Source organism: Escherichia sp. MOD1-EC6300, from assembly GCF_002965045.1.
GTDB lineage: Bacteria > Pseudomonadota > Gammaproteobacteria > Enterobacterales > Enterobacteriaceae > Escherichia > Escherichia coli_F.
The window spans coordinates 362,202-375,198 of the sequence record NZ_PTRH01000004.1 but is presented as its reverse complement, the minus strand read 5'-3'; the positions used below and the strand labels follow the sequence as shown (position 1 = coordinate 375,198).

The window sequence follows — 12,997 nt, the reverse complement described above, 5'->3', positions numbered from 1 at the left end:
AAGTGAGTAATGATGAAAATCCATACCACAGAGGCGCTCATGAAGGCTGAAATCAGCCGTAGAAGTCTGATGAAAACCTCCGCACTTGGCAGTCTCGCGCTGGCAAGCAGTGCTTTCACTCTGCCATTTTCCCAAATGGTCCGAGCGGCAGAGGCTCCGGTAGAAGAGAAAGCGGTCTGGAGTTCCTGCACCGTTAACTGCGGGAGCCGCTGTCTGTTACGTTTGCATGTGAAAGATGACACTGTGTACTGGGTGGAGTCTGATACGACAGGTGACGACGTTTACGGCAATCATCAGGTTCGGGCCTGTTTACGCGGGCGCTCTATCCGCCGACGGATGAATCATCCTGATCGGCTGAAATATCCCATGAAGCGCGTCGGCAAGCGCGGTGAAGGTAAATTTGAACGGATAAGTTGGAACGAAGCCCTGGATACCATCAGTGATAATCTTCGGCGGATCCTAAAAGATTACGGCAATGAGGCTGTACATGTCCTGTACGGAACAGGCGTAGATGGCGGAAACATCACCAACTCAAACGTCCCGTACCGTCTGATGAACTCTTGTGGTGGTTTTCTCAGTCGCTATGGCAGCTACAGTACCGCACAGATCAGTGCCGCAATGAGTTATATGTTCGGTGCCAATGATGGCAACAGTCCGGATGATATCGCCAATACGAAGCTGGTCGTTATGTTCGGAAATAACCCGGCAGAAACCCGGATGAGCGGCGGTGGTGTCACTTACTACGTCGAGCAAGCCCGCGAACGTTCAAACGCACGCATGATCGTCATTGATCCACGTTATAACGACACAGCTGCCGGGCGTGAAGATGAATGGCTGCCCATTCGCCCCGGCACCGATGGCGCACTGGCCTGTGCGATTGCCTGGGTACTGATTACGGAAAACATGGTCGATCAGCCATTTCTCGACAAATATTGTGTTGGTTACGATGAAAAAACGCTGCCCGCCAACGCACCACGTAACGCGCATTATAAAGCCTATATTCTGGGCGAAGGGCCTGACGGCATAGCTAAAACGCCGGAATGGGCAGCAAAAATCACCAGCATCCCGGAAGAAAAAATTATCCAGTTGGCACGAGAGATCGGTTCCGCAAAACCTGCTTATATTTGTCAGGGTTGGGGGCCACAACGACACTCCAACGGTGAGCAAACGTCCCGCGCTATTGCCATGCTTTCCGTTCTCACCGGTAACGTCGGCATAAACGGCGGCAACTCAGGTGTACGCGAAGGTAGCTGGGATCTGGGGGTCGAATGGTTCCCGATGCTTGATAATCCTGTTAAAACGCAGATTTCCGTCTTTACATGGACAGATGCCATCGACCACGGTACGGAAATGACCGCGACCCGTGATGGTATTCGTGGAAAAGAAAAACTGGATGTGCCAATCAAGTTTTTATGGTGCTACGCCAGTAACACATTGATCAATCAACATGGCGACATCAATCACACCCATGAGGTGCTTCAGGATGACAGCAAGTGCGAGATGATTGTTGGCATTGACCACTTCATGACGGCCTCGGCTAAGTATTGCGATATCCTGTTGCCCGACCTGATGCCAACAGAGCAAGAAGACCTTATCTCTCATGAATCTGCAGGGAATATGGGCTATGTGATCCTCGCCCAACCCGCAACCTCAGCAAAATTTGAACGCAAACCCATCTACTGGATGCTGAGTGAAGTCGCCAAACGCTTAGGACCAGACGTTTATCAAACCTTTACTGAAGGTCGCAGTCAGCATGAATGGATCAAATATCTCCATGCGAAAACGAAGGAACGTAACCCTGAGATGCCGGACTACGAGGAGATGAAAACGACCGGGATCTTTAAGAAAAAATGCCCGGAAGAACATTACGTCGCTTTCCGCGCATTCCGTGAAGATCCACAGGCAAACCCGTTGAAAACACCTTCGGGGAAAATCGAAATTTATTCTGAACGGCTGGCGACGATTGCTGACACATGGGAATTGAAAAAAGATGAAATAATTCATCCCCTTCCTGCGTATACCCCAGGTTTTGATGGCTGGGACGATCCCCTGCGCAAAACCTATCCACTGCAGCTAACGGGCTTCCACTACAAAGCGCGTACCCACTCCAGTTACGGCAATATTGATGTGTTACAGCAGGCCTGCCCACAAGAGGTGTGGATCAACCCCATTGATGCTCAGGCACGCGGTATCCGTCATGGCGATACAGTGCGGGTATTTAACAATAATGGAGAAATGCTGATTGCCGCAAAAGTGACTCCGCGTATTCTGCCTGGCGTTACCGCCATCGGGCAAGGTGCGTGGCTTAAAGCGGATATGTTTGGTGACCGGGTCGATCACGGCGGCAGTATCAATATTCTGACCTCTCACCGCCCTTCACCGCTGGCAAAGGGAAACCCGTCGCACAGCAATCTCGTCCAGATCGAAAAGGTTTAAGGAGTAGCCCATGACCACACAATATGGATTTTTTATCGATTCCAGCCGCTGTACTGGCTGTAAAACCTGCGAACTGGCGTGCAAAGATTTTAAAGATCTTGGCCCGGAAGTCAGTTTCCGCCGTATTTATGAATACGCTGGCGGCGACTGGCAGGAAGATAATGGCGTCTGGCACCAGAACGTGTTCGCTTATTATCTCTCCATCTCCTGTAACCATTGCGATGACCCCGCATGTACAAAAGTCTGCCCCAGCGGCGCAATGCATAAGCGTGAAGATGGCTTTGTGGTGGTTGATGAAGACGTTTGTATCGGCTGCCGCTACTGCCACATGGCCTGTCCGTACGGCGCGCCACAGTACAATGCTGAAAAAGGACACATGACGAAGTGCGATGGTTGTTATTCGCGCGTCGCCGAGGGGAAACAACCCATATGTGTCGAATCCTGCCCGCTGCGTGCACTTGAATTCGGTCCAATTGAAGAACTGCGCCAGAAACACGGTACTCTGGCTGCCGTCGCGCCACTGCCGCGCGCGCATTTTACAAAACCTAATATCGTAATCAAACCTAACGCCAACAGCCGCCCGACCGGCGATACCACTGGTTACCTGGCTAATCCGGAGGAAGTTTAAAATGGGAAATGGATGGCACGAATGGCCACTGGTTATCTTTACCGTATTGGGCCAATGCGTCGTAGGCGCGCTGATTATTAGCGGAATCGGCTGGTTCGCCAGCAAAAATGACGCAGACCGTCAGCGTATTGTCCGTGGCATGTTTTTCCTCTGGCTGCTGATGGGCATCGGGTTTATTGCCTCTGTCATGCACCTGGGATCGCCACTGCGGGCGTTTAACTCGCTGAATCGAATCGGAGCTTCCGGCCTGAGTAACGAGATTGCTGCCGGTTCAATATTTTTTGCCGTTGGCGGATTATGGTGGCTGGTGGCGGTCATTGGTAAAATGCCGCAAGCGCTGGGGAAACTCTGGCTACTTGTCAGCATGGCGCTCGGCGTCATTTTCGTCTGGATGATGACCTGCGTGTATCAAATCGACACTGTGCCAACCTGGCATAACGGTTACACTACGCTGGCTTTCTTCCTGACAGTTTTATTGAGCGGTCCAATACTTGCTGCCGCAATTCTGCGGGCAGCCCGCGTTACATTTAATACCACACCATTTGCCATCATTAGCGTTCTGGCGCTGATCGCTTGTGCCGGGGTGATTGTGCTGCAAGGTTTGTCTCTGGCGTCTATTCACTCATCCGTACAACAAGCCAGCGCACTGGTACCAGATTACGCCTCCTTACAGGTCTGGCGTGTGGTATTGTTATGCGCAGGTCTAGGATGCTGGCTTTGTCCGCTCATTCGTCGCCGTGAACCTCACGTTGCCGGACTTATTCTGGGGCTAATCCTCATACTTGGCGGTGAGATGATCGGGCGTGTGCTCTTTTATGGCCTGCACATGACGGTAGGAATGGCTATTGCAGGTTAACAAATTGGTGCGGGGCAACCCGCACATTTCAGGATGTTAGGAATGACCCATTTTTCACAGCAAGATAATTTTTCTGTCGCGGCGCGCGTGTTGGGCGCGCTGTTTTATTACGCTCCAGAGAGTGCAGAAGCCGCACCTCTGGTTGCGGTACTCACCAGTGACGGCTGGGAAACTCAGTGGCCTCTACCAGAAGCGTCATTAGCGCCGCTGGTGACGGCGTTTCAAACACAGAGTGAAGAGACTCGAACCCAGGCCTGGCAGCGTCTATTTGTCGGCCCGTGGGCTCTGCCGTCTCCTCCATGGGGATCTGTCTGGCTGGATCGCGAATCTGTGATGTTTGGCGATTCAACATTGGCACTTCGTCAGTGGATGCGCGAGAAAGGCATTCAGTTTGAAATGAAGCAAAATGAACCGGAAGATCATTTTGGCTCACTGCTGTTGATGGTTGCATGGTTGGCGGAGAATGGTCGCCAGACAGAATGCGAAGAATTGCTGGCATGGCATCTTTTTCCGTGGTCAACACGTTTTCTCGACGTTTTTATCGAAAAAGCAGAACACCCTTTCTACCGTGCGCTGGGTGAACTGGCTCGCTTAACGCTGGCGCAATGGCAATCACAACTGTTGATTCCTGTCGCGGTTAAACCACTGTTTCGATAAAGTTGCCGCAATATTGCCGGATGGCGACAATCACGCGTTATTCGGCAATAATACGTTACAACGTCACGTATTTTATCGCTTTAAGCACGCACTGCTTTTGCCGATAACCTGTTTTGCCGCAAAATAGTCGCTCGTGTTTCATTGTCCATTTCTGCTCATGCACCATCTACACAGCTATCCGGATCTGCGCACTATGTTCCGCCGTCTGCTTATCGCAACAATAGTCGGTATTCTTGCGGCCTTTGCCGTTGCCGCGTTTCGTCACGCGATGCTGCTACTGGAGTGGTTGTTCCTCAATAATGACTCCGGCAGTCTGGTCAATGCAGCGACAAACCTTTCCCCCTGGCGACGGCTGCTAACTCCGGCGCTCGGCGGACTGGCGGCGGGTTTGTTGCTGATGGGCTGGCAGAAATTTACCCAACAACGCCCTCATGCGCCGACCGATTACATAGAAGCGTTGCAAACCGATGGACAGTTCGATTACGCAGCAAGCCTGGTTAAATCGCTTGCCTCGCTGCTGGTAGTAACCAGCGGCAGTGCAATTGGTCGCGAAGGTGCGATGATTCTTTTAGCTGCCCTTGCCGCCTCCTGTTTTGCCCAACGTTTTACGCCACGCCAGGAGTGGAAATTATGGATCGCCTGTGGGGCCGCGGCGGGAATGGCTGCGGCCTATCGTGCCCCGCTTGCTGGCAGTTTATTTATAGCCGAAGTGCTGTTTGGCACTATGATGTTGGCCTCTCTCGGCCCGGTGATTATTTCCGCCGTCGTGGCATTGCTGGTTAGCAATCTGATTAATCATAGCGACGCGTTACTCTACAGCGTACAACTCTCAGTGACGGTTCAGGCTCGTGACTATGCGCTGATTATCAGTACAGGTGTGCTGGCAGGTCTGTGCGGACCACTGTTGTTAACGTTAATGAACGCCTGTCATCGTGGATTTGTGAGTCTCAAACTTGCGCCGCCCTGGCAACTGGCACTAGGCGGGTTGATCGTGGGTCTGCTTTCCCTGTTCACACCTGCAGTGTGGGGCAACGGCTATAGCACCGTACAATCCTTTTTAACCGCCCCACCACTGTTAATGATCATTGGCGGGATCTTCCTTTGTAAACTGTGTGCCGTGCTGGCGAGTAGCGGTTCCGGCGCACCCGGTGGTGTCTTTACACCGACGCTATTTATCGGTCTTGCCATTGGCATGTTGTATGGTCGTAGCCTGGGATTATGGTTCCCTGATGGCGAAGAAATTACGCTTTTACTCGGATTGACCGGGATGGCGACACTGTTGGCGGCAACCACGCACGCGCCGATTATGTCGACGTTGATGATATGTGAAATGACCGGGGAGTATCAGCTACTCCCCGGTTTATTGATAGCCTGCGTAATTGCGTCGGTAATCTCGCGGACGTTACACCGTGACTCTATCTACCGCCAGCACACTGCGCAGCATAGCTAAGCGGATGTATTGCCCCAGTTCACGCTGTTCGGCGCGCGGTAAATAAGGCAGTTCACCAATGAGCGGTGCTGGAAGTTTTTTACCCAGCACATCAATGATTTCCGCATAATGCGCCAGTCCTGGGTTGATTCGGTTAGCCACCCAGCCAATGAGCGGCAGCCCGTCGTTGGCAATCGCCTGAGCTGTCAGCAGTGCATGGTTAATGCAACCTTCCTGAATACCGACAACCATCAACACCGGCAGTTGTTCCTGCACCACCCATTCAGAGAGCGGACGCAAATCATTCATCAGACTGCGCCAACCGCCAGTACCTTCGACCACCACATGATCGACTTTATCGGTCAGGTTTGCCAGGCCGTTTGAAATGAGGGTGTAATTGATTGGGCAACTGTGCGCCACGCTACTTTCTTCTTCGCTTAACGCGATAGGATTAACTGCTTCATAAGGCAGTTCGATGGTTGAAACACTCTGCAACACCAGGGCATCTTTATTACGCAGCCCTTCGGGTGTCTCTTTGCTCCCCTTCGCTACGGGTTTATATCCCGCAACCGTTTTTCCCTGGGAGGCTAACGCTTGTAGCAATGCGCGGGAAACCACCGTTTTCCCTACAGAAGTGTCTGTACCGGTAATAAAGAAACGCTTCAGCATCACTAACTCCACCGTTATGCTTCACAAATATAAACCAGGAAAATAATTAACCTTGAAAGTCTAAGTTATGCTTTCCTGGCCCAAATTGAGATAGCGCAAATTTTGGTAGAACAGTTAAAAAATGTTAACCCTGCAACAGACGAATCAACAAAGAACCGTTATACATCGCGTCTTTTACCAGCGCAGCGCCCGCCATCGTACCCTGGTTAGAAAACTGGGTACTCTCAACGCTAATGTGCTTACTATACGCAGGAAGGGCCTGCTGACGGATGCTATCCGAGATGACCGGGAAGAGGATATCTGCTGCTTTACTTAACGGTGAGCCAATCAGTATTTTTTGTGGGTTAAATAAATTCACCATGATGGCAAGAATGCGCCCAACATGTGCGCCTACCCCGGTAATGATGTCTTTTGCCAGCAGATCGCCGTGCAATGCCGCCTGACACAATGAGTCAACGGTTAACGGCTGTCCGTGTAACATCGAGCTCATGGATTGATTGAGACGCAGCTGTGCCAACTCAAGAATACTGTCCACACTGGCAATGGTTTCGAGGCAGCCGTGATTCCCGCAATAACAGCGTTTCCCATATGGGTCGACCTGCGTGTGACCAATCTCCACGAGGCTACTGCTGCCTGCGTGTAGCAGATGACCATCGGTAATGACGCCCGCCCCCACGTTGTGATCGATAACCACCTGAATCACATCGCGCGCCCCGCGTGAGGCACCAAACAAGGCCTCAGCCATCGTCCATGCGCTGATATCATGCTGAATATAAACCGGTACGCCGGTATGCTGCTCCAGCGCCTCGCCGAGCGGCATCTCTTTTACATCCTCGTAGAACGGCATGCGATGTACAATACCATTTTCCGTATCAATAATTCCCGGCAAGGTAATGGCAATAGAAGTCAGACGCTCAAGTTTTTTCTGATGGCGGATAAAAAACTGATCGATATGGGAAATGATACGATCCAACAATGGCGAGTCATCTTTTAACGCCAGTTCCTGCGACTCCTCCACCACCAGTTTGCTGCTCAGATCGCGCAAAGCAAGGAAAATCTCCCCGCGACTAATGCGCAGAGAAAGATAGTGCCAGGCTTCAGTTTCAACCACCAGCCCCACCGCCGGACGGCCACGGTTCCCCGCTTCTTTGATTTCCAGCTCTTGCACCAGGTGTGCTTCGAGCATCTCACGGACAATTTTGGTGATACTGGCAGGAGCCAGTTGCGCCAGACGGGAAAGATCGATACGCGAGACTGGACCAAGCTGATCAATCAGGCGATAAACCGCGCCCGCGTTGGTCTGCTTTATTTGATCAATGTGCCCAGGCTGGTTTTCAGCAACCACCGCATACTCCCTATATTTTCGCGCTCCGAAATAATCTGTAGGCTATGGTGAAGCACTTCAATACGTGTCGTCAAATTTTTACTTAGGCATGTGATTAACAGCACATTTTTCGGGCTTTTTCGCTGAAATTTCCCTCACCTGAGAGCATTCAGCAGATGAATACGAAAGTTACGCGCAGCCGGACTTTGTTCATGGTGTTTCGGCCAGACCAACCACATTTCAGAAACCGCATCCTCTTCAGCAATCGGCACCCAGCGCATTTCGTTGAGCTGAACACGTTTAAATGACGCAGGCAAAATTGAAACACCCAGACCAGCGGAAACCAGACCGATGATGGTCATTGCCTCACCCACCTCCTGAGTGATGACGGGCGTCAAATTGTAACGTCTCATCAGCCCGAGAATATCGTCATACAGCCCTGTCCCTACGTGCGGATCAAAAAAGACAAAGGGTTCTTTCGCCAGTTCAGCCAGCGTTACACTCGGGTTATTTGCCAGGGGATGATCGTGCGGGATCATCGCCATAAGCGGTTCATGGACGATGACTGCGTGTTCAAGCGTCTCCGGTAACGCTGTGTTACGCAGCAATCCCATATCCAGCGTTCCTTCAATGAGCGGAGCGATTTGCTCGCGAGTGTTCATTTCGCGGGTTTGTAAATGGACATCGGGATAATCACGACGAAACAGCGATAACGTATCGGACACCGCCCGAATAAAAGGAGCGGACGAAGTAAAACCAATGCGCAACTCCCCCGCTTCGCCCTGATGCAGCCTTTCAGCGCGAGCGGCAGCGTCATCCACCATAGACAGGATTTGCCGACTATCTGCAAGAAACTGTTTTCCTGCTTCCGTCAGCAATACACTGCGATTGGTCCGTGCCAGCAGTCGGGCACCAATTTGTTGCTCCAGCGCCTGAATCTGCTGACTTAGCGGTGGTTGCGAAATATTCAGGCGGGCAGCGGCGCGCCCGAAATGCAGCTCTTCCGCAACAGCAACAAAGTAACGCAGATGACGAAGTTCAATATTCATATTTAAAACATCTTATTTGAGATTATTAATATATTAGACAGAACAATTCGATTTTCCTAATCTATTCATAAGCCTGATCCACAGGCATATTTAGCAAGGATTTCAAGTGAGCCGTACTACAACTGTTGATGGCGCTCCGGCAAGCGTCACTGACAAGCAAAGCATTTCTCAGCCAAATCAATTTATTAAACGCGGTACGCCGCAATTTATGCGCGTCACCCTGGCGCTTTTCTCTGCCGGACTGGCAACCTTCGCACTTCTCTATTGTGTGCAACCTATCCTTCCGGTGCTTTCGCAGGAGTTTGGCTTAACGCCTGCGAACAGTAGTATTTCACTGTCCATTTCAACGGCGATGTTGGCTATCGGTTTGCTGTTTACTGGCCCGCTATCCGATGCCATTGGTCGCAAACCAGTGATGGTCACGGCGCTACTGTTGGCCTCCATTTGTACGTTACTTTCGACAATGATGACCAGCTGGCACGGCATTTTGATTATGCGCGCCTTGATTGGGCTTTCGTTAAGTGGCGTTGCAGCTGTTGGCATGACTTATCTTAGCGAGGAAATCCACCCCAGTTTCGTGGCCTTTTCGATGGGGTTGTATATCAGCGGCAACTCAATTGGCGGCATGAGCGGACGCTTAATTAGCGGTGTCTTCACGGACTTTTTCAACTGGCGAATTGCTCTGGCGGCTATCGGCTGTTTCGCGCTGACCTCGGCGTTGATGTTCTGGAAAATCCTCCCGGAATCACGCCATTTTCGCCCGACTTCCCTGCGACCAAAGACGTTATTTATCAACTTTCGTCTGCACTGGCGTGACCGGGGATTGCCGTTATTGTTCGCAGAAGGCTTTTTGCTGATGGGGTCGTTCGTCACGCTGTTTAATTACATCGGCTATCGGTTGATGCTCTCCCCCTGGCATGTCAGTCAGGCCGTGGTTGGCTTATTATCGCTGGCTTATTTGACCGGTACATGGAGCTCACCCAAAGCCGGAACCATGACCACCCGTTATGGGCGCGGTCCGGTGATGTTGTTTTCGACGGGGGTTATGCTGTTTGGTTTACTGATGACCTTATTCAGCTCGCTGTGGCTAATCTTTGCCGGAATGTTACTCTTCTCAGCCGGATTCTTCGCAGCCCACTCAGTTGCCAGCAGCTGGATCGGCCCCCGCGCAAAACGCGCTAAAGGCCAGGCCTCCTCGCTGTATCTGTTCAGTTACTATCTGGGGTCGAGTATTGCCGGGACGCTGGGTGGTGTTTTCTGGCATAACTATGGCTGGAACGGCGTCGGCGCATTTATTGCTCTGATGCTGGTCATTGCTCTGCTGGTCGGGACGCGTTTGCATCGTCGTCTGCACGCCTAAAAATAAGTCCGGACTGCGGTAAATACCCATCCGGACTTATTGCCTGCTCAAACCAACGTTAATAGCCATCCTAAAATAGACGAAGCGCCAGCCAATTCCCGCAGCGCATCTAGTGTCATCAGGATTATAAGTACCCAAATAAACGGATTCATTTTGCTGTGTGTCATTTATTACTGATGCGCAGTTATTCTACCGCTTTGTAAGTAGTAAAATAGTTAACCCGATCAAGACTACTATTATTGGTAGCTAAATTTCCCTTAAGTCACAATACGTTATTATCAACGCTGTAATTTATTTAACGTTTGTACATATCGTTACACGCTGAAACCAACCACTCACGGAAGTCTGCCATTCCCAGGGATATAGTTATTTCAACGGCCCCGCAGTGGGGTTAAATGAAAAAACAAATTGAGGGTATGACAATGAAAAAAGTATTAGCTCTGGTTGTTGCCGCTGCTATGGGTCTGTCTTCTGCCGCCTTTGCTGCAGAGACTGCGACCACACCTGCTCCGACTGCGACGACCACCAAAGCAGCGCCGGCGAAAACTACACATCATAAAAAACAGCATAAAGCAGCACCTGCCCAGAAAGCGCAGGCGGCTAAAAAGCATCATAAAAATGCGAAAGCTGAACAGAAAGCCCCTGAACAAAAAGCGCAGGCAGCGAAGAAACACGCCAAGAAACACAGCCATCAGCAACCGGCAAAACCTGCTGCACAACCCGCAGCGTAAGTTTTCAACAGTAATGCTGGCGCGCCCCCTCGCGCCTGAAAATTACGGTGCTAAGCGGGTAACGTTTGGCACCGCCTTTAGCGGAGGGTAGTATGGTGGGCCGTTATCGCTTTGAGTTCATTCTTATCATCCTTATTTTATGCGCACTGATTGCCACCCGTTTTTATCTTTCCTGATCGTAGTTATCTGATTTTGCTCCCACTTTCATCCCGTCCCGTCTATAGTATTTATGAGGGTTTGCTTTTAATAATCATAATTACCCACCAGAGTGTGATATGCGTACAACCATTGCAGTAGTGTTGGGTGCAATTAGTTTGACGTCTGCTTTTGTGTTTGCAGATAAACCAGACGTTGCCAAATCGGCAAACGATGAGGTCAGCACCCTGTTTTTTGGTCATGATGATCGTGTGCCAGTGAATGACACGACCCAATCACCGTGGGATGCGGTTGGGCAACTGGAAACGGCCAGCGGCAATTTATGTACGGCGACGCTAATTGCACCCAATCTGGCATTAACGGCAGGACACTGTTTATTGACGCCGCCAAAGGGTAAAGCCGATAAAGCGGTGGCGCTGCGTTTTGTGTCAAATAAAGGTCTTTGGCGCTATGAGATCCACGACATAGAAGGCCGCGTTGACCCGACACTGGGAAAGCGGTTAAAAGCAGATGGGGATGGTTGGATTGTTCCTCCCGCAGCTGCGCCGTGGGACTTCGGTTTGATTGTGCTACGTAATCCCCCTTCTGGCATTACACCATTGCCGTTATTTGCGGGAGATAAAGCCGCACTTACCGCCGCATTAAAAGCGGCAGGTCGAAAAGTGACTCAAGCGGGATACCCTGAAGATCATCTCGATACGTTGTACAGTCATCAAAACTGTGAAGTAACTGGCTGGGCGCAAACGTCGGTGATGTCACATCAGTGCGATACCTTGCCGGGTGACAGCGGTTCGCCTCTGATGTTGCATACCGATGACGGCTGGCAGTTAATTGGCGTGCAAAGTTCGGCTCCTGCCGCGAAAGATCGCTGGCGTGCCGATAACCGGGCCATTTCTGTCACTGGTTTTCGCGACAAGCTAGACCAACTTTTGCAAAAATAGCATTCAAACGCTGCCCGACAGCACGGGCAGCGTGTTCATCAGGCAAACTTCACCATAATCATTCCAGCCAACAGCAAGACCAGGCCAATCCAGCCTTTGCGATTTAAACGTTGACCAAACAAAACCCAACCTGCGACTAACGTGGCGGCAATACCAAATCCGCCCCACAATGCATAGGCTACAGACAAGTCAATCCCTTTAACGGCTTGAGAAAGCGCACTAAAGGCAGCCAGCACCGCCGCCAGGGAGAGCAAACCATAGATTTTGCGACGAAAGCCGTCAGAAAATTTCAAAAAGACATTAGCAACGATTTCCAGCACGATTGCCAATGCCAGCCAGACGGCGTGTACCCATTCAAACTGCGCCATGGTTCACCTCCGGCTCAGGTTTACACGCTTTACGGGTACCTGATTTGATTAATACAATCCCAGCCACCAGGGTCGTTAACCCGGCAATTTTCATCAGCGATAAACTTTCATCGAATAACAAAACGCTAAACAAGGTAATCAATAAAATACCGATACCTTCCCACAGCGCATAAGCTACGCCTAAGGCGATTTTTTTAACGGCGAAGGAGAGAAATATATACGACAGAGAAATCATCACCAGCATTAAAATAAAACCGCCATTACCCTCACTGACGCTCGCCCATTTCATTGACAGCGTGCCGGTAATTTCCGTAGCAATAGCCAGACCTAATAAAATCCAATAAATATACATCGTCCTTCTCCTGCAAGAGAATTATTTTATCTTTCGCTCAA

Annotated in this window: 15 protein-coding genes; 9 read left to right on the top strand and 6 right to left on the bottom strand. The window is 50.8% G+C overall.

Translation table 11 applies throughout. From position 1 onward, the window contains the following. The first annotated feature begins 12 nt into the window (after positions 1–12). The 5 genes from ynfF to clcB all read left to right on the top strand — a co-directional run bounded on the left by ynfF (position 13) and on the right by clcB (position 6,027). The gene (gene ynfF / locus BGE37_RS09200) at positions 13–2,436 is read left to right on the top strand and encodes a selenate/tellurate reductase subunit YnfF (protein WP_088541896.1); all 2,424 of its coding nucleotides are present in this window, start codon (positions 13–15) and stop codon (positions 2,434–2,436) included. Between the two features lie 10 nt (positions 2,437–2,446). Next, the gene (gene ynfG, locus BGE37_RS09195; protein ID WP_000213028.1) at positions 2,447–3,064 is read left to right on the top strand and encodes a DMSO reductase like molybdoenzyme iron-sulfur subunit YnfG; all 618 of its coding nucleotides are present in this window, start codon (positions 2,447–2,449) and stop codon (positions 3,062–3,064) included. Between the two features lies 1 nt (position 3,065). After that, on the top strand, positions 3,066–3,920 hold the full coding sequence (ynfH, locus tag BGE37_RS09190; RefSeq protein ID WP_032184288.1) for a selenate reductase membrane anchor subunit YnfH: 855 nt from the start codon (positions 3,066–3,068) through the stop codon (positions 3,918–3,920). A 42-nt stretch (positions 3,921–3,962) separates the two neighbouring features. Next, positions 3,963–4,577, top strand: a complete 615-nt coding sequence (dmsD, locus tag BGE37_RS09185; protein WP_088541873.1) for a Tat proofreading chaperone DmsD — start codon at positions 3,963–3,965, stop codon at positions 4,575–4,577. 157 nt (positions 4,578–4,734) lie between these two features. Beyond that, positions 4,735–6,027, top strand: a complete 1,293-nt coding sequence (gene clcB, locus BGE37_RS09180; protein ID WP_088541895.1) for a voltage-gated ClC-type chloride channel ClcB — start codon at positions 4,735–4,737, stop codon at positions 6,025–6,027. Here the strand turns inward: clcB and bioD are convergent. From bioD to BGE37_RS09165, 3 genes are all read right to left on the bottom strand, one after another. Next, positions 5,980–6,675 (bottom strand): dethiobiotin synthase, encoded by a 696-nt coding sequence (bioD, locus tag BGE37_RS09175; protein WP_000919226.1) that lies wholly within the window; start codon positions 6,673–6,675, stop codon positions 5,980–5,982. The two genes, clcB and bioD, sit on opposite strands and share 48 nt — an antisense overlap. A gap of 124 nt (positions 6,676–6,799) precedes the next feature. Beyond that, entirely contained in the window at positions 6,800–8,020 is a 1,221-nt protein-coding gene (gene mlc / locus BGE37_RS09170; protein ID WP_088541872.1) for a sugar metabolism global transcriptional regulator Mlc, read from the bottom strand. Between the two features lie 134 nt (positions 8,021–8,154). Continuing rightward, complete coding sequence (locus BGE37_RS09165) at positions 8,155–9,048, bottom strand: LysR family transcriptional regulator (protein WP_001019560.1); 894 nt, start codon at positions 9,046–9,048, stop codon at positions 8,155–8,157. 106 nt (positions 9,049–9,154) lie between these two features. Here BGE37_RS09165 and BGE37_RS09160 point away from each other — a divergent pair, with 106 nt between their 5' ends. Further along, the gene (locus BGE37_RS09160; protein ID WP_088541871.1) at positions 9,155–10,408 is read left to right on the top strand and encodes an MFS transporter; all 1,254 of its coding nucleotides are present in this window, start codon (positions 9,155–9,157) and stop codon (positions 10,406–10,408) included. Between the two features lie 47 nt (positions 10,409–10,455). Here BGE37_RS09160 and BGE37_RS25950 read toward each other — a convergent pair whose 3' ends face one another. Further along, positions 10,456–10,560, bottom strand: coding sequence for a KPN_01571 family protein (locus BGE37_RS25950; RefSeq protein ID WP_001351109.1), 105 nt, complete (start codon positions 10,558–10,560; stop codon positions 10,456–10,458). Between the two features lie 270 nt (positions 10,561–10,830). Between BGE37_RS25950 and asr the strand changes: the two genes are divergently transcribed. The 3 genes from asr (at position 10,831) to BGE37_RS09140 (ending at position 12,236) form a co-directional block, all read left to right on the top strand. Further along, entirely contained in the window at positions 10,831–11,139 is a 309-nt protein-coding gene (gene asr / locus BGE37_RS09150) for an acid resistance repetitive basic protein Asr (protein WP_001362115.1), read from the top strand. 92 nt (positions 11,140–11,231) lie between these two features. Next, the gene (locus tag BGE37_RS09145) at positions 11,232–11,315 is read left to right on the top strand and encodes a hypothetical protein (protein WP_000233092.1); all 84 of its coding nucleotides are present in this window, start codon (positions 11,232–11,234) and stop codon (positions 11,313–11,315) included. A 99-nt stretch (positions 11,316–11,414) separates the two neighbouring features. Next, positions 11,415–12,236: a trypsin-like serine peptidase gene (locus tag BGE37_RS09140; RefSeq protein WP_001260847.1), complete on the top strand. Its 822-nt coding sequence runs from the start codon at positions 11,415–11,417 to the stop codon at positions 12,234–12,236. A gap of 38 nt (positions 12,237–12,274) precedes the next feature. On the opposite strand, the gene mdtI is transcribed toward BGE37_RS09140, so the two are convergent. Next, positions 12,275–12,604 (bottom strand): multidrug/spermidine efflux SMR transporter subunit MdtI, encoded by a 330-nt coding sequence (mdtI, locus tag BGE37_RS09135; protein ID WP_000046674.1) that lies wholly within the window; start codon positions 12,602–12,604, stop codon positions 12,275–12,277. Continuing rightward, positions 12,591–12,956 carry a multidrug/spermidine efflux SMR transporter subunit MdtJ gene (gene mdtJ / locus BGE37_RS09130; protein ID WP_000276155.1) on the bottom strand — a complete coding sequence of 122 codons (366 nt, stop codon included), beginning with the start codon at positions 12,954–12,956 and terminating at the stop codon, positions 12,591–12,593. The genes mdtI and mdtJ overlap by 14 nt, the downstream gene beginning before the upstream one ends. Positions 12,957–12,997: the final 41 nt, after the last annotated feature.